The organism is Sorangium sp. So ce381 (assembly GCF_051473845.1).
Lineage (GTDB): Bacteria > Myxococcota_A > Polyangia > Polyangiales > Polyangiaceae > Sorangium > Sorangium atrum.
Genome location: NZ_CP150336.1, coordinates 3,858,336 through 3,884,884, shown reverse-complemented (window position 1 = coordinate 3,884,884; position 26,549 = coordinate 3,858,336). Strand labels below are relative to the sequence as shown.

General features: G+C 70.6%; 22 protein-coding genes. 10 read left to right on the top strand and 12 right to left on the bottom strand.

Annotation, left to right across the window (positions count from 1 at the left end):
• The gene (groL, locus tag WMF29_RS14740) at positions 1-1,620 is read right to left on the bottom strand and encodes a chaperonin GroEL (RefSeq protein ID WP_437329434.1); all 1,620 of its coding nucleotides are present in this window, start codon (positions 1,618-1,620) and stop codon (positions 1-3) included.
• Between the two features lie 447 nt (positions 1,621-2,067).
• Between groL and WMF29_RS14735 the strand changes: the two genes are divergently transcribed.
• A complete protein-coding gene (locus WMF29_RS14735; protein ID WP_437329433.1) occupies positions 2,068-2,562 on the top strand; it encodes an Hsp20/alpha crystallin family protein in 495 nt (164 codons plus the stop codon).
• Between the two features lie 85 nt (positions 2,563-2,647).
• Here WMF29_RS14735 and WMF29_RS14730 read toward each other — a convergent pair whose 3' ends face one another.
• The 4 genes from WMF29_RS14730 to WMF29_RS14715 form a co-directional block, all read right to left on the bottom strand.
• On the bottom strand, positions 2,648-3,238 hold the full coding sequence (locus tag WMF29_RS14730; RefSeq protein WP_437329432.1) for a DUF981 family protein: 591 nt from the start codon (positions 3,236-3,238) through the stop codon (positions 2,648-2,650).
• 128 nt (positions 3,239-3,366) lie between these two features.
• A complete protein-coding gene (locus tag WMF29_RS14725) occupies positions 3,367-4,224 on the bottom strand; it encodes a 2-oxo acid dehydrogenase subunit E2 (protein WP_437329431.1) in 858 nt (285 codons plus the stop codon).
• Positions 4,225-4,439: 215 nt separating this feature from the next.
• Positions 4,440-4,853 carry a sensor histidine kinase gene (locus WMF29_RS14720; protein ID WP_437329430.1) on the bottom strand — a complete coding sequence of 138 codons (414 nt, stop codon included), beginning with the start codon at positions 4,851-4,853 and terminating at the stop codon, positions 4,440-4,442.
• A gap of 383 nt (positions 4,854-5,236) precedes the next feature.
• A complete protein-coding gene (locus WMF29_RS14715; RefSeq protein ID WP_437329429.1) occupies positions 5,237-5,746 on the bottom strand; it encodes a hypothetical protein in 510 nt (169 codons plus the stop codon).
• 800 nt (positions 5,747-6,546) lie between these two features.
• Between WMF29_RS14715 and WMF29_RS14710 the strand changes: the two genes are divergently transcribed.
• Both WMF29_RS14710 and WMF29_RS14705 read left to right on the top strand, forming a co-directional pair.
• The gene (locus WMF29_RS14710) at positions 6,547-9,207 is read left to right on the top strand and encodes a cation-translocating P-type ATPase (protein WP_437329428.1); all 2,661 of its coding nucleotides are present in this window, start codon (positions 6,547-6,549) and stop codon (positions 9,205-9,207) included.
• 268 nt (positions 9,208-9,475) lie between these two features.
• On the top strand, positions 9,476-9,961 hold the full coding sequence (locus WMF29_RS14705; protein ID WP_437329427.1) for a hemerythrin domain-containing protein: 486 nt from the start codon (positions 9,476-9,478) through the stop codon (positions 9,959-9,961).
• Between the two features lie 34 nt (positions 9,962-9,995).
• Here the strand turns inward: WMF29_RS14705 and WMF29_RS14700 are convergent, their stop codons facing one another.
• Positions 9,996-10,313 carry an acetyl-CoA hydrolase/transferase C-terminal domain-containing protein gene (locus WMF29_RS14700; protein ID WP_437331119.1) on the bottom strand — a complete coding sequence of 106 codons (318 nt, stop codon included), beginning with the start codon at positions 10,311-10,313 and terminating at the stop codon, positions 9,996-9,998.
• Between the two features lie 548 nt (positions 10,314-10,861).
• Between WMF29_RS14700 and WMF29_RS14695 the strand changes: the two genes are divergently transcribed.
• Together WMF29_RS14695 and WMF29_RS14690 are read left to right on the top strand one after the other, a co-directional pair.
• Positions 10,862-12,514, top strand: a complete 1,653-nt coding sequence (locus WMF29_RS14695; protein ID WP_437329426.1) for a pyridoxal-dependent decarboxylase — start codon at positions 10,862-10,864, stop codon at positions 12,512-12,514.
• 322 nt (positions 12,515-12,836) lie between these two features.
• Positions 12,837-13,517: a hypothetical protein gene (locus WMF29_RS14690; protein ID WP_437329425.1), complete on the top strand. Its 681-nt coding sequence runs from the start codon at positions 12,837-12,839 to the stop codon at positions 13,515-13,517.
• A gap of 177 nt (positions 13,518-13,694) precedes the next feature.
• Here the strand turns inward: WMF29_RS14690 and speB are convergent, their stop codons facing one another.
• Positions 13,695-14,645 (bottom strand): agmatinase, encoded by a 951-nt coding sequence (speB, locus tag WMF29_RS14685; protein ID WP_437329424.1) that lies wholly within the window; start codon positions 14,643-14,645, stop codon positions 13,695-13,697.
• 261 nt (positions 14,646-14,906) lie between these two features.
• On the opposite strand from speB, the gene WMF29_RS14680 reads away from it, so the two are divergent.
• Positions 14,907-15,539 carry a pyruvoyl-dependent arginine decarboxylase gene (locus WMF29_RS14680; RefSeq protein ID WP_437329423.1) on the top strand — a complete coding sequence of 211 codons (633 nt, stop codon included), beginning with the start codon at positions 14,907-14,909 and terminating at the stop codon, positions 15,537-15,539.
• A gap of 64 nt (positions 15,540-15,603) precedes the next feature.
• Here the strand turns inward: WMF29_RS14680 and WMF29_RS14675 are convergent, their stop codons facing one another.
• The 4 genes from WMF29_RS14675 to WMF29_RS14660 are packed head-to-tail and all read right to left on the bottom strand — an operon-like array spanning position 15,604 to position 20,209.
• Positions 15,604-16,335: an ABC transporter ATP-binding protein gene (locus WMF29_RS14675; protein WP_437329422.1), complete on the bottom strand. Its 732-nt coding sequence runs from the start codon at positions 16,333-16,335 to the stop codon at positions 15,604-15,606.
• The gene (locus WMF29_RS14670; RefSeq protein WP_437329421.1) at positions 16,310-17,095 is read right to left on the bottom strand and encodes an ABC transporter ATP-binding protein; all 786 of its coding nucleotides are present in this window, start codon (positions 17,093-17,095) and stop codon (positions 16,310-16,312) included. Before WMF29_RS14670 ends, WMF29_RS14675 begins: the two co-directional genes overlap by 26 nt.
• A 4-nt stretch (positions 17,096-17,099) precedes the next feature.
• A complete protein-coding gene (locus WMF29_RS14665; protein WP_437329420.1) occupies positions 17,100-18,056 on the bottom strand; it encodes a branched-chain amino acid ABC transporter permease in 957 nt (318 codons plus the stop codon).
• 2 nt (positions 18,057-18,058) lie between these two features.
• Entirely contained in the window at positions 18,059-20,209 is a 2,151-nt protein-coding gene (locus WMF29_RS14660) for an ABC transporter substrate-binding protein (protein ID WP_437329419.1), read from the bottom strand.
• Positions 20,210-20,440: 231 nt separating this feature from the next.
• On the opposite strand from WMF29_RS14660, the gene WMF29_RS14655 reads away from it, so the two are divergent.
• Positions 20,441-21,451, top strand: a complete 1,011-nt coding sequence (locus WMF29_RS14655; RefSeq protein ID WP_437329418.1) for a proline racemase family protein — start codon at positions 20,441-20,443, stop codon at positions 21,449-21,451.
• A 20-nt stretch (positions 21,452-21,471) separates the two neighbouring features.
• Here the strand turns inward: WMF29_RS14655 and ppsA are convergent, their stop codons facing one another.
• A complete protein-coding gene (ppsA, locus tag WMF29_RS14650) occupies positions 21,472-23,799 on the bottom strand; it encodes a phosphoenolpyruvate synthase (RefSeq protein ID WP_437329417.1) in 2,328 nt (775 codons plus the stop codon).
• A 165-nt stretch (positions 23,800-23,964) separates the two neighbouring features.
• On the opposite strand from ppsA, the gene WMF29_RS14645 reads away from it, so the two are divergent.
• The 3 genes from WMF29_RS14645 to WMF29_RS14635 are packed head-to-tail and all read left to right on the top strand — an operon-like array spanning position 23,965 to position 26,549.
• On the top strand, positions 23,965-25,152 hold the full coding sequence (locus WMF29_RS14645; protein WP_437329416.1) for a 4Fe-4S dicluster domain-containing protein: 1,188 nt from the start codon (positions 23,965-23,967) through the stop codon (positions 25,150-25,152).
• 6 nt (positions 25,153-25,158) lie between these two features.
• Positions 25,159-25,626, top strand: coding sequence for a cyclic nucleotide-binding domain-containing protein (locus WMF29_RS14640; RefSeq protein WP_437329415.1), 468 nt, complete (start codon positions 25,159-25,161; stop codon positions 25,624-25,626).
• Positions 25,623-26,549: an FAD/NAD(P)-binding protein gene (locus WMF29_RS14635; protein ID WP_437329414.1), complete on the top strand. Its 927-nt coding sequence runs from the start codon at positions 25,623-25,625 to the stop codon at positions 26,547-26,549. Before WMF29_RS14640 ends, WMF29_RS14635 begins: the two co-directional genes overlap by 4 nt.

Here is a 26,549-nt window from a genome sequence, read left to right as displayed (position 1 = left end):
TCATTCGAGCGGTGGCGCGGCCGCCCGCTCCTTCGCCGGCTCGGGCACATCGGTCATCGTCGCCTCCGTCAAGAGCAGCACGCTCGCCACCGACACGGCGTTCTCGAGCGCGACGCGCACCACCTTGGTCGGGTCGATGATGCCCGACTCGACGAGATCGACGTACGCGCCGCTCGCCGCGTCGAACCCGAGATTTCCGCTGCCGGCGCGCATCCGCTCGATCACGACGCCGGCGTCGACGCCGGAGTTCTCCGCGATCTGCCGCGTCGGGGCCTCGAGCGCGCGGCGCAGGATGCGCACGCCGGTGCGCTCGTCGCCGTCGCAGCGCTGCTCCTCGTGCTCCACCGCGACGCTCGCGCGCAGGAGCGCGAGCCCCGCGCCGGGCACGACGCCCTCGACCACCGCCGCCTTGGTCGCGCTGATCGCGTCCTCGATAGCCTCTTTCCGAGACTTCATCTCCGTTTCGGACGGCGCCCCGACCCGGACGACCGCCACGCCGCCGACGAGCTTCGCCAGGCGCTCCTCCAGCTTCTCGCGGTCGTAGTCGCTCTTCGTCTCCCTCATCTGCCGCCGGAGCAGCTCGACCCTCGCGTGGATGGCGTGCGGGTCGCCGGCGCCGCCGATGATCGTCGTGTTCTCCTGCTTCACGACGACCCGCGCCGCCCGCCCGAGCTGGTCCCGCGTCACGTGCTCCAGCTTCACCCCCGCTTCTTCGGCGATCACCTCTCCACCGGTCAGGATCGCGATGTCCTCGAGCATCGCCTTGCGCCGGTCCCCGAAGCCGGGCGCCTTGACCGCGACGCACGCGAGCGTCCCGCGCAGCTTGTTCACGACGAGCGTGGCCAGCGCGTCGCCCTCGACCTCCTCCGCGATGAGCAGGAAGCTCTGTCCCTCTTTTGCGACCTGCTCGAGCAGGGGGAGCAGGTCTTTCATCACGCCGATCCGCTTCTCGTGGATCAGGATGAGCGGCTCCTCCAGCACGCACTCCATGCGCTCCGGGTCGGTCACGAAATACGGCGAGAGATAGCCGCGGTCGAACTGCATGCCTTGCACGACCTCGACCGCCGTCTCTGTCCCCTTCGCCTCCTCGACGCTGATGACGCCCTCTCCACCGATCTTCTCCACCGCGTCGCCGACGAGCTCGCCGATGGTCGCGTCGTTGTGCGCCGCGACCGTGGCGACCTGGACCTTCTCCTTGCGGCTCTGCACAGGGCGGGAGAGCGTTCGCACCGCTTCGACGGCCGCGTGAAGCCCCCGCTCGATGCCGCGCTTGAGGTCGATCGCGCTCGCGCCCGCGGCGATGTTGCGGAGCCCGTCCGCGAAGATCGCGTGAGCCAGCAGCGTGGACGTCGTCGTGCCGTCGCCGACCGCATCGCCCGTGCGCTCGGCCGCCTCGCGGATGATCTGTACCCCGACGTCCTCTTCGGGGTCCTTGAGGCTCAGCTCCTTGGCGATCGAGACGCCGTCGTTGCACACGGTGGGGCGCCCCCACGCGCGTCCGATGAGCACGCTCTTCGACTTCGGGCCGAGCGTCACGCGGACCGCGTCGGCGAGCGCCGTGGCGCCGCGCAGGACCTTTTCGCGAGCAGCGGCGTGGAAAAGGAGTTGCTTGTGGGGCATCGCGGAAGATCTCCTGGGCGGCTCCGGCCGCCCTTCTGTGGCCGCCCTCCAGGATGCAACCTCAGGGCCTGCTTTTTCGGGTGCCGATCGCGCGCTCCGTTCGTCGTCTCACGAGCGCCCGAGAGATCGACGGCTCGCCTGGGACCGTGGCGCCGGCTGCCGTGATTCCTGTCGGAGGCGCCATCAGGGCACGGGCTCATCCTCGGATACGGCGACCCGGCCCACCCTGGTACACGCCTCCCGAGCACGGATCCTGCACCTCCATCCTCGGCAACAACTGCACGAGCCGCCGTCAGGCATGAGCCTGGCTCTGTCGCTCGGGTGAAGGCGCTCCGGGCGTGTGAAGCTCTGCGTGTTGCAGGTGAACGAGAAAGGTCATCTGGATTTCAAAGGAGGTCACCCATGACGCTGCTCGCACGTTGGCGAGAGCCCCGTAGAATCGGATCGATGATGCGTGCGCTCGACCCGGAGCGCATGATGCGCGAGATGTTGCAGTGGGATCCGTTTGCGGAGATGGCGCCTTTCGCCCAGCTCCGCCAGCCGGAAGGCTGGTTCTCACCGGACATCGATTTCAGAGAAACCAAGGACCGCTTCGTGTTCCGCGCCGACCTGCCGGGCGTGAAGGAGAGTGACGTCGACATCTCGGTGAGCGGGCGCCAGCTGACGATCAGCGGCAAGCGCGATGAGGAGCGGGAGGAGCGGGAAGGCGAGCGCTTCTACACGTACGAGCGCGCGTACGGCAGCTTCTGCCGCTCGTTCACGCTGCCCGAGGGCGCCGATCTCGACAAGATCCAGGCAGAGCTGAAGCACGGCGTGCTCGAGATCGTCGTACCCAAGGCAGCCGGGGTCCAGCCGAAGCAGATCCCGATCAGCGCCGCCAAGGAGCCGAGCGCGGAAGGGGCGGTCGAGGCGAAGAAGGGCGAGGCCAAGAAGGCCGCCTGAAGAGCCGTCCCGGCGATCGCGCGCGGTCACGGTGGGCCTGTCCGCATCCTCGACGCTGCTGCAGGCGCGGCGCTCGCCGTGCGGGCTATCGCCACAAGCGCATCTCGAGCGGCACCCATTTCCCGAACGCGTCGAGGCCCGTGTGCTTCACGTAGGCCACATAGCCGAACAGCGCGAACAGCGCCGCCGAAGCGGCGAGCAGCGCGCCTGCTGCGCGCCGCGCCAGCGCGGACCTGCCCATCGCCGGAGCGATCAGCAACCCGAGGCCGCTCGCGCTGTACATCGCCGCGGCGAGCGCCGGGTTCTGCGTCATCCCGTGGCGCGCGATGGCCAGCGCGAGCACCAGGTTGGTGATGCCCCCGAGGGCTCCGAGCAGGAGCAGGGGTCCCAGGCGCTCGCCGAGCGACAGCGCCGGTGCGCCGATCACGAGCAATGTCCCGAAATAAACGAGCGGCTCTCCGAAGACGATGTTGTACCCGCCCGGGATGGGCCATGTCAGCACGAGGTGGAGGCCCGTGATGAGCAGGATGAGCCCGCACGCCCCGAACGCCCAGGCAAAGCTGCGGCGGCGAGCCTGCGAGTCACCGGGGGCGGGCGTGCCGAAGAGATACCAGGCCCCGAGCGCCAGCGCCGCCGCCGCCGTGACGAGCGGAAGCGTGAGATAGTTGATATACATGGATTCCTCGTCGTGCGAGCTGGTCGTCGCCGAGCCAGCACCCGACGCTGCCGAGCCGCGCCGGAGAACGTAGCGCCGGCGTAGCCGTGCCGGCAGCGCGGCGACGCCCGCGGGAGACGCGACGTACGTCAGCCAGGCGTGGGCGCGTCCGCGTCCAGCCGATCAAAGCAACGGAACGGGTCCTCCAGCATCTCGCGCACGGTGCGCGCCAGCACGCTGGCGTGGAAGCCGTCGATGAAGCGGTGATCGAACGTGGCGCTCACGCGCATCACCTTGCCGGGCACCACCTTGCCGTCCTCGACCACCGGCTCATCGCTCACCATGCCCGGGACGACGAGGACCGGCGTCCGCGTATAGGGCACGAGCGGCACATAGGCGTTCTCCAGGCCGAGCGAGCCGACGTTGGTCACCGTGAGCGCGCCGAACGGATCGCGCGGAAGCCCGAGTTTCGACAGGTCCAGGTTGAGCGTGTACATCACGAACGAGAGCAGGCGCAGGAAGACGTTCATGAAGAGGAACGGGACGTGTCGGATCGTTCGCTTCGTCTCTTCCACCGCCCTGTCGCGCCGCTGGCGTGCACGCTCGATCGTCCGGTCCAGCTCGTCGACGATCTGCACCAGGTTCTTCTCATGGGCCCGCTCGATCGTGGTCACGGTGAGATCCACCTCGCCGTCGCCGCTGGCCGCCTGCACGACCAGCACCGAGACCGTGACGCCGCGCCGGAGGTAGATCTTGTTCCAGCGCAAGATCGCGTTGGCGTCGGGGCAGCGGCGCAGCGCCTCGGCGCAGGCCTTGGCGACCAGGTGCGTCACCGTGAGCCGGCGGCCGGTGCTGCGCCGGAACGCCTGGATGTAGTCGAGCGCGCGGTCCATGCGCAGCGTGAGCGTGCCGTACACCGACGGATCGTACGCGGTGCGCCAGGTGCCTATGGCCAGCTTGCGGAAGCTGGAGATCTTCTGTTGGGGCACGAGATCAAGATTGGGCATGATCCACCCGGCCATGGCCCGCGGGCTGCACGGCTCGGGCCAAGGCGCGCAGCGCGCTCCGGGTCCTCTCGCGAGCGGAGCAACAGCGCCTGGGAGTCAGCATCCAGCGTTGCTCACCGCGCCTCCTGGCCGGCCTTGCCGGTCGCCCCCCGAAGCACGGGAGCCGGCGGAACGCCGCGGAGATCGAAGCCACCCCCGCGTCGAGCGGCCCGGGCCTAGTCAGGACAGGGCAGCGTGAACCGGAAGGTCGCCTTCCCGGGCTCGCTCTCCGCCCAGATCCGCCCCCCGTGGGCCTCGACGAGCCCTCGCACGATGTAGAGCCCGAGGCCCAGCCCGGCGGCGCCTCCTGCCTTCGCCTCGCTCGTCCGGTAATAGCGGGCGAAGAGCCTCGGCAGCTCGTCCGGGGCGATCCCCTTCCCCTCGTTCTCGACCGCCACGAGCACCTCGCCGCTCCGCCGTTCCACCCCGATCCGGATCGGCGTCCCGGGCGCGCCGTACTTGGCCGCGTTGGACAGCAGGTTGGTGAGCACCTGCTCCAGGCGCCCGGGATCGGCCCAAAGCGGCGGGACGCCGTCCAGCACCTCGACGTCGACCCGATGTCCCTTCGTCGCGTCGGCCGTCCGCTCCACCGTCGCCCGGATGAGCGCTGGCAGATCGACCTCGACGTGCCTGAGATCCAGCCGACGCGATTGATGTCGCGCCCCTCCGGTGCGGCGCGCTCCGTGACCTCGCGCGGCGCCGCGCCGGCCTCGTGGGGCCCGCTCCGGCAGGGCGAGGACGCGCAGGCCCCCTCGTCTTCGCGGGCTCCCGACGGATCCATATTATGTGTCCACACCATGACCCCGCCTCGATCGGCCGATAGTTGCACGAGACCCACAGCCACGCCGCCCCCTCCCTCGAGGGGTGACTCCAGCATTGGCGTCCACTCCGAACGGCCTGACCGAGGCCGAAGCGGTGAGGAGGCGCGCGAACCCAGCCTGGGCCGCTCGCCGCTCAACGGAGGTGGGCTGGGCTACCGTGGCTGACCTGCCAGCAGGCCGATGATGGGGAACGAGAGCAGGACCGAGGAGGAAATTCCCATCATCCAGCGCATCCATCTCTTCTGCGGATGTTGGACCCAGTAAAACAGCAGCAGCGACAGAGACAGGGACTGCAGGAGGACCTCTGGAAGACCCCTGAGGTGGACCCATGTCGGCAACGTTGTATAGAGCATCCCCTCGATGGAGCCCGGAGCCGGTCCGAACGTGCCGAGGATGCCTATCACCACCAGGGAGATCCACATCACCAGCCATCCGTTCCTCTCCCCGAAGAACGGCTCGCGCAGCAGGTGGAAGACCCCCCCGAACATCACTCCCCGGATGGGTTGAAACAGCGGTCCCGCCATCACCCAGGGATCGTTCGTCGGCCGCATCAGGAGGTTCAGGCTCGACTCTGCGAAGAACCGTGTATAATCGAGCAGCGAAGACGCCAGAAGACCCACGAGGGTGTAGGTGACAGAGTGGGCCACGGCCGTCTTGACCACGATCTCGAGAAGCGTTGGTCGCACTTGACTCACGGCATGCCCCTTGTGAGACGATGTTGTGTGCGCTGTACAGTGTTGCCAGAATAGCGATCACGTTGTTCAAGCGAGAAATTAACCGCCAAGACACCAAGGACGCCAAGATAAGATTCTCTTCTTGGCGCTCTTGGTGTCTTGGCGGTTCGAAATTCCTCGCTTTTCAGGCAATTTCAACCCGTTTGTCGCTAGTTGCAGTCGCACGATGCGGCGATCGTGGTCACGCACATCGGCGTCGCTCGAGGAGCCTGCTGCTGCCGGGCCGCCCCGCGCAGGCGAGGCGCGCCGGGTGCCACGGAGCCTGACGCGGCGCCCACGTGAACCGTGGTGCTCCGCAATCGTATCGGTACCGTGTTGCAGGGCACGTGCCAGCGATCGCCCCGGCCGCGTCGAGCCACGCCGGGGCTGCCTGACCCCAGCCGTCCGGAGCGCGCTGGCCTGGGCTCCGTGTCCACCTCCAGGCCCGGGGTAACCCGCGCGCGGACGTCCCACCGGGCTTCATCGCGAGCTGGCAAGGTGGCGTTGCCGAGGATCCGCAGCGGTGATCATGGGCAGCGACCTGCAGTTCTTGCGTCAACGCGAACGACACGCGCACGCGCTTCACCAGCGGTATCCGGACAACCTGTGGGCCCGGTAAACGAGCCCTCGGACGTAGAGCCCGAGGCCCAGCCCGGCGGCGCATCCTGCCTTCGCCTCGCTCGTCCGGTAATGGCGGGCGAAGAGCCTCGGGGCTTGTTGCTTGCTACGCCGTTGCCGAGGCCTCGGAAGTGAGTCGATCGTCCTCTCCTGTCGCCGCGGCCGGACAGGCAAAGCCGTCTCACGCCACCGGCGCTAAACCGCGCATCCATCCCTCGGAGCTCGCCGCGCTCTCCGTCGAGGGGCGAATCCAGGCATTGCGATCCAATCCAACTGGATTGACGGACGTCGATGCGGCGAGGAGGCGGCTCGCTTGCGGCGACAACGAGCCCGCGCCGCCCAGGCGATCACGTCCGCTCCGGACGCTGGTCGCGCAGTTCACGCACACGCTCGCGCTGCTGCTCTGGCTCGGCGCCGGGCTGGCCTTCGCAGCGGGCGCCCCGGAGCTCGGGTTCGCGATCGTCGCTGTCGTGGTGCTCAACGGCGCGTTTGCGTTCATCCAGGAGCACCGCGCCGAGCAGGTCGTGAGCAGCCTGATGCGCCGGGTGGCCGTGCGCGCCCGCGTCGTCCGGGCGGGCGTCGAGCGGCGAGTGCCGGCGCGCGAGCTCGTCCCGGGCGACGTGGTCCGGCTCGCGGCAGGCGAGATCGTCCCGGCCGACTGCATCTTGCTCGGCGCAGACAGCCTCTCGCTCGACCTCTCGATGCTCACGGGCGAGACGGCGCCGGTCGATCGCGACGCCGCGCCGCTCGCCTCGCCGGGCCGAGGCGCGGAGGAGCTCACGCTCCCGAGCCTGCTCCCGAGCGGCGCGTCCGTGGTGACCGGCGCGGGCGAGGCGCTCGTGTTCGCGACAGGCGCGGAGAGCGCCGCGGGCAAGATCGCCAGGCTCCTCGAGCAGGGCGGGCGCGAGGGCTCGCTGCTCGAGCGCCAGGTCGCGCAGCTCTCGCACGTCACCGCGGCCATCGCGGTGATCGCCGGCGCGGCCACGCTGGTGCTCGCGCAGGCGTTCCACCGCGTCGGTGCGCTCGGCGCGCTCACGTTCGCGATCGGCGTGATCGTGGCGCTCGTCCCCGAGGGGCTGCTCCCGACGCTCAGCGTCTCGCTCGCGATCGGCGCGCAGCGGATGGCGGCGCGCGGGGCCCCGGTGCGGCGCCTCTCCGCGGTCGAGGTGGTCGGGTCGGTGACGACCATCTGCACGGACAAGACGGGGACCCTGACGCAGAACGCGCTCTCGGTGCGCTGCTTCATCCCCGCGCGCGGCGCGCCCCCGGACGCGGAGCAGGCGGCGCGGCTCGCGGCCGCGCTGTGCAACAACGCGCGCCCGGCGCCGGCGGGCGGCGATTACGAGGGCGATCCGGTGGACGTGGCCCTCGCGCACTGGGCCGCGACCGGCGGGGTGGACCTCGCCGAGGCGCGCGCCCGGTGGCCGCGGATCGCCGACACCGCGTTCGACGCGCGCCGGCGCTACATGGCGGTGACGTGCGCGGAAGGCGGCGCCACGCGGGACTTCGTGAAGGGGGCGCCCGAGGCGGTCGTCGCGCTGACCGGCGCGCCGGCGCCCGCGGGCCTCGACGAGGCGGTCGTGGGCGCGGCCGAGCGCGGCGAGCGCGTCCTCCTGCTCGCCGTGAGGGAGGCCGGCGGCCCGCTCACGTGCCTGGGCCTCGCCTGCCTGCACGACCCGACGCGGCCGGAGGTCCCCGCAGCGATCGCCGCGTGCAGGCGCGCGGGCGTGCGGGTCGTGATCCTGACAGGCGATCACCCTGCGACCGCGCGCTCCGTGGCCGCCAGCATCGGACTGGATGCGGCGGGTCGCATGGTCGAGGGGCCCGAGATCGACGCGATGGACGACCGGACGCTGCTCGGTCTGCTCCAGGCCGGCGCGAGCCTCGCGCGCACGACGCCGGAGCAGAAGCTGCGGGTCGTGCAGGTGCTGCGGCGGTCCGGCGAGGTGGTCGTGGCGACCGGCGACGGCGTGAACGACGCCCCCGCGCTCCGCGCTGCCGACGTCGGCGTGGCCATGGGCCTGCGCGGCACGGAGGTGGCCAAGCAGGCGTCGGACATCATCCTGTCCGACGACAACTTCGCCACGATCGTCGCGGCCATCGAGGAAGGCCGGGCCATCAAGCAGAACATCCGTCGCTTCGTGAGCTATGTGTTCACGAGCAACGTCGCGGAGCTCGTCCCGTTCCTTCTCTACATCTTCTTTCCGATCCCTCTCCCGCTCGCGATCGTGCAGGTGCTCGCGATCGACCTGGGGACCGACGTGCTCCCCGCGCTGGCGCTCGGCGTGGAGCCCCCGTCGCCCGCGACCTTGCTCGTCCCTCCGGAGCCGCCCCGCAAGCCGATCCTCACCCGGGCGCTCGCGCTTCGGACGTTCTTCCTTTATGGGACCGTGGAGGCGCTGCTCGGCGTTCTGGCGTATTTCGGCTTTTATTGGGCGCATGGCTGGAGCCCGTTCGACTCGCTCGATCCGCTTCGCGCGCTGGAGCGAGAGGCTGCCACCCTGACCTTCATCGGAATCGTCTCGGGTCAGATAGGGTGTCTGTTCGCTCAGCGCGACGGGCCTCTCCGGAAGCGCCTCGTGTTCTGGTCGAACCCATGGGGTGCCGCCGGGCTCTCGATCGAGGTCGCGCTGGCCATCGCTCTCATCTACGTGCCGGGGCTGAACGGGCTGTTCGCGATGACGTCCGTGGAGCCTGCGTGGCTCCTCGTGCTGCCCGGAGGCGCGGCGGTGATGATGCTCATCGATGGCCTGCGGCGCGTCAGGACGGAGCCGCCTTCGTCGGGCTCGTAGGCCTGGAGCTCGCAGCGCGCTGCGCAGCGGGGAGTCCTCCCGGTGCCGCGCGAGGTCCGGTTGCCCCCGTTTCTTGGCTGACGGCGCCGGAGAGTAGAGCACGCTCCCCCGGCACAAGGAGCTCGCCGAAGAGGTCCTGGACGGCCATGCGGGGCTCGCGTTGCGCCGGAGCGCAGCCTCTGCGCTGCGCGTCGTCGCGCGCTCGGGCGTTGTCTGCGGGGCTCCGCGGCGGCACGCATCATGCTGTGTCCCTGGGCGGGAGAACATCATGAATGGCCTTTACGACACACTGCACCGGGATCATCAGCGCCTGGACGAAGTGTTCGAGACCCTGCTCAACCGGATGCACGCCGGCGATGTGGAGGCGGCGCGCGAGACCTGGGGCACGTTCGAACGCGAGCTGCTGGCGCACATGGAGGCAGAGGAGACGATGCTCCTGCCGCTGTTCGATCGCTTCGACCCGGAGGAGGCGGGCACCATCCGCGCCGAGCACCTCGGCATCCGCGCGCAGCTCGCCGACATGGGGACGGCGATCGATCTCCACACGCTGCGAGAGGAGAAGGTGGAGAAGTTCATCCGGGCGCTGCGGCAGCACGCCGCCCACGAGGAGGCGGGGCTGTACCCGTGGGCTGACCGGGAGCTGCCGAAGCCGGTCGCGGAGCGCCTGTACGAGCGGCTCGCAGCGGCACTCGACGCAGTGAAGCGCACCGCTCACCGGTCCTCGAAGGCGAGGCCAGGACCTCCGGCTCCTTGAGGGCGCCGGCGCTGCCCGTCCGGACCGCGCCGCTTCAGGTCGCACGCCCCGTCAAGGCCCCTCCGTGCAGCGCCGCCAGCGCGCGCGCCCCGTCAGGACCCCTCCGGCTCCAACACGGCGCCGACATACCGCATCGTCTGTTCGCGCCGAGAGGGCGGAGGGCTTCGTGGCTACATCGTTGCGATGAGCGCGGCGAGTCACGCTTGGCGCGGTCCGGGAGCGCGAGCGCGCGCTGCCGGATGTTCCGGCCCCAGAGATCGGCGACGCCGTGCTCCGTCACCGCGTAGTGCACGTCTCCGCGGCTCGTCACGATGCCGGCGCCCTGCTCGAACGCCGGCTGGATCCGGCTGATTCCCGTGCTGCGCGGGTTTCAGCAGGAAGCGGTCCACCGGCCGGAGCTCGGCGCGCCCGGTCCCCTCTTCATCATCGGGGCGGGGCGATAACCCGCATCCAGCGCGCATCCTGCGCCACGCCGGCCACATCGGGCCACGCCGCCCCCGAGCGCGCGTGCAGCGGCTGCGGGCGAGCGCAAGCCGTTCGACAGGCGGGACCGCGCGGCGGCTCAGGCCGCCGCCGAGCCAGGGAGGCTCGGCGGGGAAGAGCCTCGCGGCCGCCGGGCGAGCCCATGCGAGGCGAAAGAGAAGATTCCCGCGCCTCCGACCGATTGACGACATGGCTGGCGGGCTCAACCGTATGTGCAGTGATGCGTTGCCGACAGCTCGACAGCGCTGCGGAACGCGCGGGGGAGCAGGCATGAGCGCAGACCATGAAAAGGAGAGGGCGCGAGCTGGCGCGGAGGCTTGCCCTGGAGGCGAACCGGCCCCGAGCTCGGCGGTCGAGGCCGCGTGCGGTCCGCCCCCCACGCCTCCCGTCGCGGACCCGTGCGCCGTGTACCCCGCGATGCGAGGAATCGACTGTGAGGCATTCCGTCTCTCCCGGCAGGGCCTGTCGCCCGAGCAGCGCGCCGAGGCGCTCCGGCAGCTGTACGAGCATGAATCTCGTCAAAAGGCGACTTTCCTCGGCTACCAGAACAACCTGCGTCCCCGCTATGCAGAAGATCTGGGCCGCTTCCTCGATTATCACCTGAACAACATCGGCGATCCGTTCCGCGGCAGCAGGGTCACGACGAACGTCAAGTGGATAGAGCGCGCGGTGCTCGACTACTACGCCGCGCTGTGGCGAGCGCGCTGGCCGCACGATCGCCTCGACGGCGAGTCCTACTGGGGCTTTGTGCTGACCATGGGGTCGACGGAGGGCAACCTCTACAGCCTGTGGAGCGGCAGGGACTACCTGGCAGGGCGGTGCCTGCTCGAGGAGCCGGAAGCGGAGCGAGACGCATCGCGCGCCGAGGTGAGCGGCGAGCGCCGCGCGGCGCCGCGGCGCCTCGTGGTCGCGCAGGCGCCGGCGCCGGCCGAAAGCCCGAACGCCTACGCTCCTCTCGCGTTCTACTCGGAGGACACGCACTACTCCATCGTCAAGGCGGTGCAGGCCCTCGACATCCGGACATTCTACGAGATCGGCGCCACGCGCTATCCGAACGACAACCCGCTCGCGCCCGGGCGCCCCTGGCCGCGAGAGGTGCCCTCCGTCGGCGGCCCCGGCGGCCCCGGCGTCATCGACATCGCCGCGCTCGCCAGGCTCGTGGAGTTCTTCGCGTCGAAGGGCCACCCGATCCTCGTGTGCTTCAATTACGGGACGACCTTCAAAGGCGCCTACGACGATGTGGAGGAGGCGGGCAACGTGCTTCTCCCGATCTTGCGCAGGTACGGGCTCGACGAGCGCAAGGTCCACTGCGATCCCAGGAGGCCGGAGAAGTACGACGTCCGTACGGGCTACTGGTTCCACGTCGACGGCGCGCTCGGCGCCGCTTACATGCCCTTCCTCGAGATGGCCCACGACTCGGGCAAGATCGCTCGACGAGGGCCCAATTTCGACTTTCGTCTGCCATTCGTGCACTCGATCGTGATGAGCGGACACAAGTGGATCGGCGCGCCCTGGCCCTGCGGCGTCTACATGACGAGGACGAAGTACCTGCTGCGCCCTCCCAGCGTCCCGGAGTACATCGGCTCGCCGGATACGACGTTCGCCGGGTCGAGGAACGGGCTGTCGGCCGTCGTCCTCTGGGACAACCTGGCGCGCCGCTCGTACGAGGATCTGGTGGGCCAGGCGCTCTACACCGAGTCCATCGCCGCATACGCGCACCGGAGGCTGCTCGAGCTCCAGGCCCGGCTCGGGCAGGATCTGTGGGTCGCGCGTGCCCCTCTATCGCTGGCGATCCGCTTCAAGGCCGTGAACGCCGAGCTGGAATTCAAGTACACCCTGGCGGTCGAGACGATCTACGTGGAGGGCGAGAAGCGGACTTACAACCATATCTATGCGATGGAGCACGTGACCGCCGAGCTGCTCGACGCGTTCATCGAAGATCTGTCGCAGCCAGGCGCGTTCCCGGCGCAAGAGACCGCGGTGCCCCCGCCGCCGAACGACCTTGACCTCGCCAACGAGCACGGCGGGCTGCTCCACGTACCGCACACCGGACGCGGCTTCCGGGACTGACATACCGCGCGCGTCCGTTTGGCCGGTAAAGCGCCTGCTTCCACCCGCAGGCGCGCCCTGCCACAATGGATGGAACAGCCAGTGATCGACCGTCATGTCCTGGCCTTGCCATGACATGGCGGTAGACGCAGGTTGGGGCCATGTGAACGCCGACCGAATCGGAGCTCGTTGCGCTCCTGGAGCTGGGATCGGCTCGCCGGCTGCGCAAGCGCCGGCTCGCGCGCCTTCGCCGGCGACTTCGCTGAAGTTTCATACCAGGCGGAAGCGAGCGGCCCGGCGCAGCTCCACGGGCGGCCGCCGCAGCTGAACCAGGGATATCACCATGGGGTACACCGAGGAAGTGCGCCGAGAAAGCGGCGTCATTTATCGCATCGCGAACGAAGAGGATGGCGAGGCCGTCACTCGCCTCCTGAGCGCCAGCTTTCTCCACGAGCCCATGGGCCGCGCGCTTGGAGCCACCGTCGAGGACTGGGCTCGCTTCGTGTCCTACTTCAGCCACGAGTGCATGACCAACGGCCTGTCCGTCATCGCCGTGCCTGAACAGGAGCCGGGCTCGCTCGCCGGCGCCCTTATCAGCCGTGATTTCAAGGAGCCGTTCCCGCCGGGATTCCCCGACGAGCTGCCCAGGTTCGCCCCATCCATAGACGCGCTGGCGAGCATCGATTCACAGTACGAGGCTCTCCGCCCCGGACTGAAGCGCGGCGAAGTGATGGACCTGTGGATGATGGGCGTCGAGCCCGGCAGCCGATTCGCCCGCCATGGAATCGCCGGCGCCCTCTTCCAGGCGAGCGTCGACGTGGCGCGGCACAACGGTTTCCAGCGTTGCGTCGCCGAATGCACCGGCCACTTCTCCCAGCGTTGCGCCATCAAGGTTGGTTTTCGCGAAATCGCGCGCGTCGTCTACAAGGACTATCGGTTCCAGGGGCGACCGGTCTTCGCCTCCATTCCTGAGCCGCACACGACGTTTGCCATCTTCGAGCGCGTGCTTGACCCCGCGGCTTGACGGGGCGACGCACGAGGCGCTCGACCTGCGCGAGGTCGAGCGCCCGGTGGGCTCGCGCCGATGCGGAGCTCAGGGCGTCTCGACCTCTCCGACGCCGATCGCGTCGTTCGCGATCGCCTCCGGCTAGAGCGACGTCAGCCGGCTCGCATGGAGAATCCTCTGGGCTCGCCGTTGCCTTCAGGACCGCCGCGCCCGCCGGACGGCCATCAGCGACAGCAGCTCGAACGCCAGGTTGGCGGCCAGGATCGAGGTGATATCGCCATGATCGTACGGCGGGGACACCTCCACGACATCGCACCCCACGAGCTCGACCCCGCGCAGCCCTCGCACGAGCTGCAGCATCTGCTGGCTGGTGAAGCCGCCCACCTCCGGCGTGCCGGTGCCCGGCGCGAAGGCCGGGTCGGCGGCGTCGATGTCGAGCGAGACGTAGATCGGGCCGCGGAGGGCCTCTCGCATCATCCGGACGACGGCGGGCATGCCGAGCTCCACGACGTCATCCATCGTGATCGCGCGCACGCCGCGCTCGCGCGCCCACTGCCAGTCTATCGCCTCGGGCGTCGGACCGCGCAGCCCCACCTGGACATAGCGCGAAGGATCGATGATCTTCTCCTCGATGGCGCGGCGAAACGACGTCCCGTGGCTGTAGGGCTGCTCGTCGAACTCGCGGTGCCAGGTGTCCGGGTGGGCATCGAAGTGCACGACCCCGAGCGGGCCGAACTTCCTGGCGTGAGCGCGCATCAGCGGCAGGCTGACCGAGTGATCGCCGCCGAGCGCCAGCACCGTCGCGCCCGCCGCCAGCACGGCGTCGGCTCTGGCCTCGATGTTGGCCATCGACTCGGTGATGGATGGAGGAATGACGTTCACGTCGCCGTAGTCCACCGCCTTGAGCACGTCGAGGGGCTTGACCGCGAGAGCGTTGTTGTACCCCCACAGCACCACGGACGCCTCGCGGATCCGTCGCGGCCCGAGGCGAGCGCCGCTGCGGTAGGACGTGCCGCCGTCGTACGGTACGCCGACGACGGCCACGTCCACGCCGGTCAGGTCGCGTGTGACCGGAAGGCGCATGAACGACGTTATCCCGGCGAAGGGCTCGAGCTCGGCGCCAAAGCCGGATTCCGGTGTGGTCATGAGGCGCTCCTGCGGTGAGGGGACCCGCGCCATCCTGACCGCTCCCGCACGCTCCAGCCAGCGCTCCGATCGACGCGCCGGACAGCGCGGACAGCGCGAGTCCGTCGCCCTGGTCCTCGCGGGCGCCGGAGACGCGGGGGGCAGCGCCGGCATCTCATGCTGCCGGGGCGCGGGCCCGGGCGTGCGCGCGACCACCACGGCTCTCGCGCGCAAACGCCGAGACGTGCCGCGCGGAACCCGGACGTCCCGGAGGCGAGGACGATGCAGCGAGAACCAGATTACCTCACCCGCGTGCCGCTGGCCTATTTCGTCACCTCTGGATATGGAGACACCGACTACGGTGGTGGGCTCGATCCATGGCATACAGGGTCGTTCGATCTGGCCCTGGCGATGGGCGGGATCGAGAACTTCAATATCGTCCTCTGCAGCTCGGTGATCCCGCCGGAGGCGTACGAGATCCCCATCGAGGTCGCAAAGCCCCACTTCCGCCACGGCGCGGTGATGGAGGTGATCATGGCCTCGGTGAACGGGAGGGCCGGCGAGACCGTCACGGCGGGGCTGGGCCGCGTCCGCGTCCGCGATCGGTTGACCGGCGCCTGTATCGGCGGGTTCGCCGCCGAGTACGAGGGGCACGACGACGCCGCCACGGCCGCAAGCACGCTCCGTCGCGAGCTGGAGGGAATAGCGCTGCGCCGCTACGGCGCCGCGCAGGTGGACCTCGAGTACGCCGAGCCGGCGATCGCTTCGCGCCAGGTACAGAACAGGTACGGCACCGCCATCGCCGCGCTGTGCTGGCTCACCTATTCGCTCCCGCAGCTGACCGAGCCGCAGCGCGAGGCGCTGCGCGCCGCGGCGAAGGTGGATCGTTGGTCTCCGGCCCGCGCGAATCGGTGAAGGCGCCCCGGCCGATGCGCTCGAATTCGCGTGGACGGGCGCCGCGGCGGAGGCACGCTATGGGCTATCCTCGACCGCCGAGGTAGGCGGAGCTCACGGCCAGGTCCGTGCTCAGCTCGCCAGCGGAGCCCTGCAGGGTGATGCGGCCCGCCTCCAGGACATACGCGCGGCTCGCCACGCGGAGCGCCGCGCGGGCGTGCTGCTCGACCATGAGCACGGTCGTGCCTGCCTCGTTGATCTCCCGGACCGTCCGGAAGATGAAGCGCCGCAGGTTCGGCGAGAGCCCCATGGACGACTCGTCGAGCATGAGGAGCACGGGGCGGGCCATCAGCGCGCGGCCGAGGGCGAGCATCTGCTGCTCGCCTCCGGAGAGCGTGCCTGCCAGGTGGCTCCGCAGCCCGATGAGCTGGGGGAACATCGCGTAGATCCTGCGCATGTCCTCCTTCACGCGCTCCCGCTGCGCTCGGACCGAGAACGCCCCCACGAGGAGGTTCTCCTCGACGGTGAGCGGCTCGAAGACGCGCCGGCCCTCGGGCGCTTGCACGACGCCCATGCGGACGATGTCTTCGGGGCGACGCCCGGAGATGTCCTTGCCCCGAAACCAGATCTCGCCCTGTGCGGGCTTCACGATGCCCGAGATGGCCCCGAGGACCGTGCTCTTGCCAGCGCCGTTGTTGCCCAGGAGGGTCACGATCTCCCCCTCGTCGACGTGGAGGTCGACGCCCTTGAGCGCCTCGACCGTGCCATGGAAGGCATGGACGCCCTTCAGCTCAAGGAGCTTGTTCGATGTCCTCATCCGACTCCCTCCCGAGGTAGGCATCGATCACCCTCGGGTCGCGCCGGATCTCGGCCGGCGCCCCCTCGGCGAGCTTCTCTCCATGATCCAGCACGATCAGCCTGGAGGTGATCGACATGATCAGGGTCATGTCGTGATCGATGAGGAGGAGGGTGACGCCGGCGTCGCGGATCCTGTGGATGACATCCGTGAGCGCGATCTTCTCCGGCGTGCTCAGCCCCGCGGCCGGCTCGTCGAGGAGCAGCAGCGTGGGGCGGACCGCCATGGCGCGGGCGATCTCCAGGCGGCGCTGGGCGCCGTAGGGCAGGTTGCCGGCCGCCCGCCTGGCCTCGCCGGCGAGGCCGACGAACTCCAGCCAGCGCCGGGCCTGCGCTCGGGCCTCCCGCTCCTCGCGCACCTGCGAGGGCAGGCGCAGCACGGAGGAGACGAGCCTGGCCCGGGTGCGGCAGTGCGTGCCGGACAGGACGTTCTCCTCCGCAGAGAGCTGGGGGAACAGGCGCAGGTTCTGGAAGGTGCGGGCCAGCCCCAGGGCCGCGCGCTCGTCGGGGCGCAGGCGCAACAGCGATCTCCCGCCGAACACGATCGAGCCGGCGGAGGGACGATAAAAGCCGCTGATGCAGTTGAACACGCACGTCTTGCCGGCGCCGTTCGGGCCGATGAGCCCCAGCGTCTCTCCCGCCTCCACGGAGAAGCTCAGGGACCGGATCGCGGTGTGGCCGCCGAAACGAAGGCTCATTTCCTCGACCTCCAGCAGCGCCACGGCGCTACTCCTCTGCTCCCCTCGGAGCGGGCCACAGCCCGGTCGGGCGGAAGAGCATGAGCAGCACGAGCGCCGCGCCGAAGATCAGATAGCGGAACCCGGCGACCGGCCGGAGGAGCTCGGGGAGGATCGTGACCAGCGCGCCGCCCAGGATGGCGCCGGGCACGCTGCCGGCGCCGCCCACGATCACGGCCAGGAGAAAGAGGACGGAGCGCATGAAGCCGAAGCTCGCCGGGGCGACGGCGGTCATCTTCATCGCGAAGATCGCGCCGGCGACGCCGGCGCAGAAGGTGCCTATCTGGTAGGCGAGGAGCCGGTAGCTCAACGTGCGAATGCCCATGGCCTCTGCGGCCTCCTCGTCTTCCCGCAAGAAGGCCCAGGCTCGTCCGATGCGGGATTCGCGCAGGCGAGCCGCGGCGCACGCGGCGATGACCAGCAATGCCAGCGTCGTGTAGTAGTAGTGCACGGGTCGCTCCAGCCGGAGCCCGAGGAGCGACGGAGGAGCGAGGCCGAAGATGCCGCTGGGGCCGCCGAGCGCGTCCAGGTTGGTGGCGGTGATCCTGGTGATCTCGCCGAAGCCCAGCGTCACGATGGCCAGATAATCGCGGCGGAGCCGGAGCACGAGGAGGCCGATGAGGGAGCCCAGCGCCATGGCGACGGCGCCGCTGGCGGGCAAGGCCAGCGTGAAGGAAAGCCCGGCGCGCTGGGTGAGGAGCGCCGCCGTGTACGCGCCGACGGCGAAGTATGCTGCGTGCCCGAGATCGAGGAGGCCGGCATAACCGACGACGACGTTCAGGCCCACGGCCACCGTCATGTAAATGAGGGCCATGACCGCGATGTCCATGAAATAAGGATCCTGCACCCCGAGCGGCAAGGCGACCGCGAGCAACAGCAGCGCTGCGGCCCCCCACCGCCGGGCGAGCCGCCCTGCGCCGGAGCCGAGCGCAGCGAGGCGCCCCACCCTCACATCCTCTTGCCGACGCGCTCGCCGAGCAGCCCGGTGGGCTTGATGAGCAGGATCGCGATGAGGGCGGCGAACGCGAAGACATCCTTCCACTGGCCGCCCACGCTCCGCGTCCCGATGACCTCCAGGAGCCCGAGCATCATCCCGCCCACCACGGCGCCCGAGAGGTTCCCGATCCCACCAAGGACCGAGGCGGTGAACGCCTTGATCCCGACGATGAAGCCCATCAGGAAGTTGATCTGGCCATAATACAGGCCGGCCATCACGCCACCCGCCGCCGCCATGACGGCTCCCAGGAGGAACGCGAGGGAGATCATCCTGTCGACGTCGATGCCCATCAGCTGGGCTGTCTCGGCGTCGAAGGCCGTGGCCCGCATGGCCAGGCCGACGGTGGACCCCCCGATGATCCTGCGCAAGGCCCACATCAGCGCGAGCGCGGTCGCCAGGATGGCCATGTGGGCATATCCCACGTGGACGCCCAGCAGCGACGTCCCGGCTCGCGTCAGGGTGACGGGATATACACGGAAGCTGGGCCCCCAGGGCTCGAAGAGCATGATGGCATTCTCCAGGAGGAGCGACATGCCGACGGCCGTGATGAGGAGGACGAGCTTGGGAGAGCGGCGCAGCGGGCGATAGGCGACCCGCTCCATCAGCGCGCCCACGCCGCCCGTGACGGCCATGGCGGCGAGCAAGGCGAGGCCGATCCCGAGCGCGCCCGCGCCGAGGAAGGACCCGCTCGCGAGTGCGAGGGCGCTGTAGCCGACGAAGGCGCCGAGCGCGTAGAGGTCGCCGTGAGCGAAGTTGATCATGCGCATGATCCCGTAAACCATGCTGTATCCCAGGGCGACCAGGGCGTAGAACGAACCGATGACCAGCGCGTTCAAGAGCTGCTCGAGCGCGTTCGAGAGGCGGCTCGTGGAGCGAGCGGGGGGCCCGGGCTCCGCCGCCGCGCGCGGCGGCGGAGAGGGCGCGGCATCGGCGCGCGGGGCGGCGGGCCCCTGGACGAGCGCGAATCTGCCCTTCCTGATCTCGAGGACCACGAAGGCCGCGTTCTGGCGCCTGCCGGAGGCGTCGAAGGAGACCGCGCCGGTCACGCCATCGTGGTGAATGGCGCGAATGGCCGCGGCGACCGCGGCGCGGTCGGTGGAGCCCGCCGCCTGGATGGCCGCTGCGACGATGTGCGCGGCGTCGTACGCCTGCGCGCTGTAAGGGCCTGGCTCGCCGTGAGCCGCCGCGTAGCGCCGCGCCCAGCCCGCGGCGCCCGGGAGCTCGGCCGCGCTCGGGGGGCTCGTGACGAACACGCCCTCTGCGCTGGCGAGGCCGGCGGTGGCGATGAGGGCGGCGTCGCGCGAGCCGTCGCCGACCATGATTGAGGCGTCGATGCCCTGACCACGGGCCTGCCTGATGATGAGGCCCCCCTCGGCGTAGTATCCAGTCCAGTAGATGGCGTCCGGGCGCCTGGCCTTGAGGTGCGTCAGCACGGCGGAGAAGTCCCGCTCGCCGGGCGTCACCGCATCGAAGGCGACGACGCTGGCCTTTCCGCGGAGCTCCTCCCGCGTGAGATCGGCCAGCTCCCTCGCGAACGCGGAGTTGTCGTGGAGGATGGCGATCCTCCGTTTGCCCAGCGTGGAGGTGAGGAAGTCGGCGGCCGTGCGGGCCTGGACCTGGTTGTTCGGGAGCATCAGGTTGATGTTGTCAAACCCCTGCATCGTCAGCTTGACCGCGTTGGCCGCCGGGACGACAGCGCCCATGCGGGCGCCGTGATAGACAGGCTCGGCGGGCAGGAGGGCGCCGCTGCAATAGCCGGAGATGGCCGCGACGGCGCCCCGCGCGGCGAGCTTGTGGGCCGCGGCCACCGCGGCCTCTGCGTCGCAGGCGTCGTCCTCGAACCTGACCTCCAGCCTGCGATCCAGCACGCCGCCGCGACCGTTGATCTCGTCGACGGCCATCTCGATGGCCTGTCTCATGTCCTGCCCCATCTTGGCGCTGGAGCCGGTGAGCGGGACCGCCGAGCCGATGACGATGGCGTCGCGCCCGTCCCCCGAGCTGCGTTCGCCGCGGTTCGAGCCGCACGCCCCGGCGGCGAGCGCCGCGCAGGCGGCAAACAGGCGCAGCCGGCGACGGGGCGAAGGGGGTTGGCCAGGGACCATATCGCCGAGCGCCTATTGAGCGCATGGCGTGGATGTCAAGCTGACCGCCGCGCATGACCGGGCAGATCCATCGCCCCTCTTAACCACGCCTGTCCGGCGCCTCGGAACGCCTGTCGCCACGCGCCCGACGTGACGTCCGCCGCGGCGCGTCCCATATGCGCACTTGGCGGTTACGCAGCAGCGGAGCACGCCAGAACGAGCTGGCGCGAGCAGGCGGACCCAGGAGCACCCATGGCAAGTCTGTCACATGTCCTCTCTGCCATCGACACCCACAGCGGTGGCGAGCCGAACCGCATCATCATGAGCGGTTTGCCGCCCCTACCGGGAGCCACCATGGCCGATAGAAAGGAGTACATGCGCGCGCACCTGGATCACCTCCGCACGCTGGTCGTACAGGAGCCCAGGGGTCACGGCGACATGCTCGGCGCCGTGCTCACGCCGCCTGTGACGGCCGGCGCCCATCACGGCGTGATCTTCATGGAAGGAAGAGGCTACCCCGACATGTGCGGCCACGGGATCATCTGCGTCGCGACCGCGCTCCTCGAGACCGGCGCAGCCCTGCACCACGCGCAGGAGAGCGTCCTGGTATTCGATACGCCCGCAGGGACCGTAGAGACGCACGCGCGGGTGGAAGGGCAGCAGGTGGCCGATGTGGAGGTGGTCAATGTCCCATCCTTCCTCTATGCCGACGGCGTCGAGGTCGAGGTCCCCGGCTGCGGGGAGGTCGGCGTCGCCGTGGCGTTCGGTGGCAACTTCTTCGCCTTGGTCAGGGCGGAGGACCTCGGGGTCTCGATCCGTCCGGAGAACGCAGCGAAGCTGATCGAGCTGGGCGTGAGGCTGAGGAGGGCCGTCAACGAGGCGATCCGGGTGTACCACCCGACGGCGCCGCACATCACCACGGTCGAGATGGTCGAGATCTACGAGGCGGCACCCGGGGGCCGCCGCGCGAAGAACGCCGTCATCTTCGGAGCGGGCCAGCTCGACCGCTCGCCGTGCGGTACGGGCACCTCGGCCGCCATGGCCATGCTCCACGCGCGGGGGGAGCTCGCTCTGGGCGCCGAGTTCGTCAACGAGAGTATCCTGGGGACGAGGTTCGTCGGGAGGCTCGTCCGGCAAGCGCAGCTGGGCGAGACGCGCGCGGTCGAGCCGGTCTTCATCGGACGGGCGTACCTCACCGGCCTCCAGCAGCTGCTCGTCGACCCGCTCGATCCCTTCAAGTTCGGCTTCGTCCTGGGACGATAGCGGGCGCCCCTCTCCGGCCCTCAGGGCCGCCGCGCCGCATCGAGCAAGAGCCGCCGCTCGGCCGCCGCGATGACCTGGCGCGCCGCGGGCTCGGCGTCCGGGTTCACCGAGACGGAGGTGATGCCGAGCCGCACGAGGTGCTCGGCGAACTCGGGGCGGTTCGACGGCGCCTGGCCGCAGAGCGAGGAGGTGATCCCGGCCGCCCTGCACGCCGTGATGATCCGCCCGATGGCGTCGAGCACCGCGGCGTCGGACTCGTCGAACAGCTCGGCGCACACCGCGGAGTCGCGGTCCACCCCGAGCATGAGCTGGGTCAGATCGTTCGAGCCGATCGAGACGCCGTCGACGCCCATGCGCGCGTACTCCGGGATCCAGAACGCGACGGAGGGCACCTCGGCCATGACCCACCGGTGCAGCCCGCGCTGGCGGCCGAGCGGGCTCCGGTCGATGAGCTCCAGGCAGGCGGCGAGCTCCCAGCGCGTGCGGACGAAGGGGATCATGACATGCAGGTTCGGCGTCTCCTCGCGGACGCGGGCGAGCACCTCGAGCTCGAGCGCGAACAGCTCCGGCTCGCGGACATACCGGTAGCAGCCGCGGTATCCGATCATCGGGTTCTCCTCGGCGGGCTCGAATTGCTCACCCCCCTTGAGCCCGCGGAACTCGTTCGTACGGAAATCGTAGGTCCGGTAGATGACCGGACGGGGCTGGAAGGCGCGGGTGATGCGGAGCAGCGCGGCCGACATCTTCTGGAGGAACTCGTCGCGGCCGCCGGACGCGATCAGGGCCTTCGGGTGCACGCCGCCGAGCGCGTCGAGCAGCATGAACTCGGCCCGGAGCAGCCCCACGCCGTCCACGGGCAACGCGGCCACCTCCTCGGCGCGCTCGGCGATCGCCAGGTTCACGTAGAGCCGCGTGCCGAGCACCGCCGGCGAAGCCGCGCGCGAGCCGGCGGCGGCCGGCGCGCGTTCGACCCGCGCCTCGGCCTTCGCGGCGGGCCCGGCTCCCGCATCCGCGGGCGCCCCGTCCGGAGCGGCGCCGGGCGCCTCCGCGGCGGCCCGGGCCCCTTCGAGGACCTTGCCGTGCGCGCCGTCGACGGTGACGATCTCGCCGTCCCGCAGGATCCGCGTGGCGGCGCGCGTGCCCACGACACAGGGGATGCGGAGCTCGCGGCTGACGATCGCGGCGTGGCAGGTCATCCCGCCGCTGTCCGTGACGAGGGCCGCCGCGCGCCGGATGGCGGGCACCCAGTCGGGCGACGTCATGGGCGCCACGAGGACCTCGCCGGCCTTCAGCCGTTGCCCCTCCTCCGGCGAGCGGAGCACGCGCACCGTCCCGGAGGCCGTGCCCGGGGACGCGCCGAGCCCCGAGACGAGGAGCTCTCCGGCGGCGGGGTGCGGCGCGCCCAGCGTGGTGATCGGGCGGGTTTGCACCAGGTACGTCGCCCCCCCTTCGACGGCCCACTCGATGTCCTGGGGGGCGTCGTAATGCGCTTCGACCTGCAGCGCGAGGCGCGCGAGCTCGAGCACCTCGTCGTCGTCGAGCACGCGCCGCGCGCCCTCGTCCTCCGGCAGATCCACGCGCTGCTCTCCGCCGTCCAGCGCGCGCACCAGCTTGAACGCCTTGTGGCCGATGCGCGCCTCCAGGAGCCGCGGTCCGCGCTTCGCGACCGTGTACGTGTCCGGCTCGACCTGCCCGCCGACCACGACCTCGCCGAGCCCGAACGCCGCCTCGATGACGATGCGTGACGTGTCCTTCGTGGCGGGATCCGCGGTGAAGATGACGCCGGAGCGCTCGGAGCTCACCATGCGCTGCACGACGACCGCCAGGGCGGGCTCCTCCGTCAGGCGCTGGGATTTCCGGTAGCTGACCACGCGCTCGCCGAAGGCGGAGGCCCAGCAGTCGCGCACCCGATCCAGCAGCGCTTGCTCGCCGGTCACGTGGGTGTACGTCTCGTGCATGCCGGCGAACGAGGTCGAGGCCGAGTCCTCCGAGGTAGCGGACGATCGGACGGCCACGATGCCGTCAATCCCCAGCCTCCGGTAGGCATCGACGATCTCCGCCTGGATCGCTGCCGGGAGCGGCGCGGCCCGGACGAGGCGCCGCAGCGCGGCGCAGGTCGCGCGCAGCCCGGCCGGGTCGCTCGGATCGGCCTCGGTGAAGAGCGCGACGAGCTGCTTTCGCACGCCCGCGGCGTCCATCGCCGCGAGGTACGCGTCCGCGGTGATGACGAAGCCCGGAGGCACGGGCAGGCCGGCGCGCGTGAGCTCCCCGAGGTTGCTGCCTTTTCCGCCGGCGGACGCGACATCCGCGCGAGACAAAGAATCGAACCAGAGGACGTGTGCGGTCACCGTGTCTCCTCATCGAGATCTGGATGCCTCCGCTCGCCGCTACTGCGCCGGCGGACGCTCGATCGCCCGTGCGTGCATCGGAGCAACAAGCGGACCCGCCGCGGTGCGGGTGTTGGTCGTCTGCTGCTCGAATCCAGCGGCACGTACCGTGCTCACCGGCCCCGCATGAGCGGCGCAGAGACCGGCTTTCATCCTGGCGATCACGCGGTGCTCGGCCGGCCGGGGATCGCGGCGCTCCTCCAGGGCCTGCGGGAGGAGGGATACCGCCTCATCGGTCCCACGCTCCGCGGCGGGGCCATCGTGTACGACGAGATCCAGGGCGCGGAGGAGCTCCCAGCCGGCTGGACCGAGCAGCAGGATGCCGGCCGCTACCGGCTCGCCAGGCGCGCCGACGAGGCTCTGTTCGGCTACGCGGTCGGGCCTCGGTCGCTCAAGCACCTCCTGTTCGTCCCCCGGCTTCGCCTGGTGCAGCTCAGGCGGCGAGGCGGATCCATCTCGCGGACCGACGAGGCCGAGGCCCCTCCGCGCCTCGCCGTCCTCGGCGCTCGGGCGTGTGATCTTGCCGCGATCGACGTGCAGGACCGCGTCTTCATCGACGGCCCGCATCCGGATCCCGACTACGTGGCGCGCCGCAGGGGCCTCTTCGTGATCGCGGTGCAGTGCGGACAGGCCGGCGGGACGTGCTTCTGTGTGTCGATGCGTGCGGGGCCGCGCGCAGAGCGTGGCTTCGACCTCGCGCTGACCGAGCTGCTCGACGATGGCCACCGTTTCTTCGTCGAGGTGGGCAGCGACGCCGGCGCTTCCTTGCTCGCTCGCGCTGGCGCTTCCACCGCGGGCGAGGACGACGCCCGCGCAGCCTTCGAGATCTCGCGCCGCACGGCGACCCAGATGGGCAGGAAGCTCGATACGGACGGCATCAAGGAGCTCTTCTATCGCAACCTCGAGCACCCCCGCTGGGATGACGTGGCCGAGCGCTGCCTCGGATGCACGAACTGCACGCTCGCGTGCCCGACGTGCTTCTGCAGCACGATCGAGGACGCGACAGATCTCCCGGTCGACGAGGGCGGGGACCTGGGTCCCTCCGGCGAGACGGCCGAGCGCTTCCGGCGCTGGGACTCGTGCTTCTCCCTCGACCACTCGTACCTGCACGGCGGCAGCGTCCGCGCCTCGCTCCGGGCCCGCTACAGGCAATGGCTCACGCACAAGCTGGCCACGTGGATCGATCAGTTCGGCACGTCCGGCTGTGTCGGCTGCGGCCGGTGCATCACGTGGTGCCCCGTCGGGATCGACATCACCGAAGAGGCGGCCGCCATCCGGGCCGGAGACGGCGCCGTCGCCGCCGGGAAGGGGTAGGAGCCGATGAAGGCGGAGGAGCTCCTCTCCATTCTCGGAGCCCACCCGTTCCTGGACGGGCTCCCGGCCGCGCACCTCGCGTGCCTGGCCGAGGGCGCGTTTGCGCGGAGCTTCCCGGAGGGGGCGTTCCTCCTCCGGGAGGGAGGCGAGGCGGACACGCTCTACCTGCTCGCGCAGGGGCGCGTGACGCTCGAGATCCACCGCCCCGGCCGCGATCCGGTGCAGGTCGAGAGCCTTGTGGGCGGGGACATCCTGGGCCTGCACTGGCTCTTCCCGCCGCGGCGATGGGTGCTCGACGCGCGGGCGGTCACGCCGGTCCGCTCGATCGGGCTCGACGCGGCGCACCTGCGGGCGTGCTCGGACGCCGATCCCGCGCTCGGGTACGCCGTGTCCCTGCGCCTCCTGCGGCAGCTCTACGCGCGGCTGGAGCGCGTGCGGCTGCAGCGGCTCGACGTCTACAGGGCCGAGCCATGACCTTCGTGCCGCGGGACATCCCGCTGCCCTTCGCGCCGGACGCCGCCATCCCCAGGAGCCCCGGCTCGCCGCCTGGGGCTGCGGGTCGCCCGGCGGCGCCGAACCCCTGGGCGCCGGAGCCGGCGCGCGTGCGGCGCGTCCACCGCGACACGGCGACGACCTTCACGGCGACGATCGACCTGCCGGGCCGCCCGGGCGGCCTCGTGTTCGCGCCCGGCCAGTTCAACATGCTCTACGCCTTCGGGGTCGGCGAGGTCGCGATCTCGATCAGCGGGGATCCCGCGCGGCCCGATCGGCTCCTGCACACGATCCGCGAGGTCGGCCCGGTCACGCGCGCGCTCGGGCGCCTCCGCGCGGGCATGGCGCTCGGGCTGCGCGGCCCGTTCGGGAGCCCGTGGCCCGTCGACGAGGCGCGCGGCGCGGACGTGCTGCTCCTCGCCGGCGGGCTCGGGATGGCGCCGCTGCGGCCGGCGCTCTGCCACATCCTCCGGCACCGGGACGCCTATGGCCGCGTCGCGCTGCTCTACGGCGCCCGCGGGCCCGAGGACCTGCTCTACCGCAGGGAGCTCGATCGCTGGAGCCGTCGCGCCGACCTGCAGGTGCTCGTGACCGTGGATCGCGCAGGGCCCGGGTGGCGCGGGCACGTCGGGGTCGTGCCGGCCCTCCTGCGACTCGCGGACTTCGAGCCGGGCCGCGCGGTCGCGTTCGTCTGCGGGCCGGAGGTGATGATGCGCTTCACGGCGCGCGAGCTCGAGCGCCGCGGCGTCCCCGGCGAGCGCGTCCACGCCTCGCTGGAGCGGAACATGAAGTGCGCCGTGGGGATCTGCGGCCGCTGCCAGCTCGGGCCGAGCTTCATCTGCAAGGACGGCCCCGTGCTCCGTTACGACCGCGTGGGACCGCTGCTCGCGGTCCGGGAGCTGTGA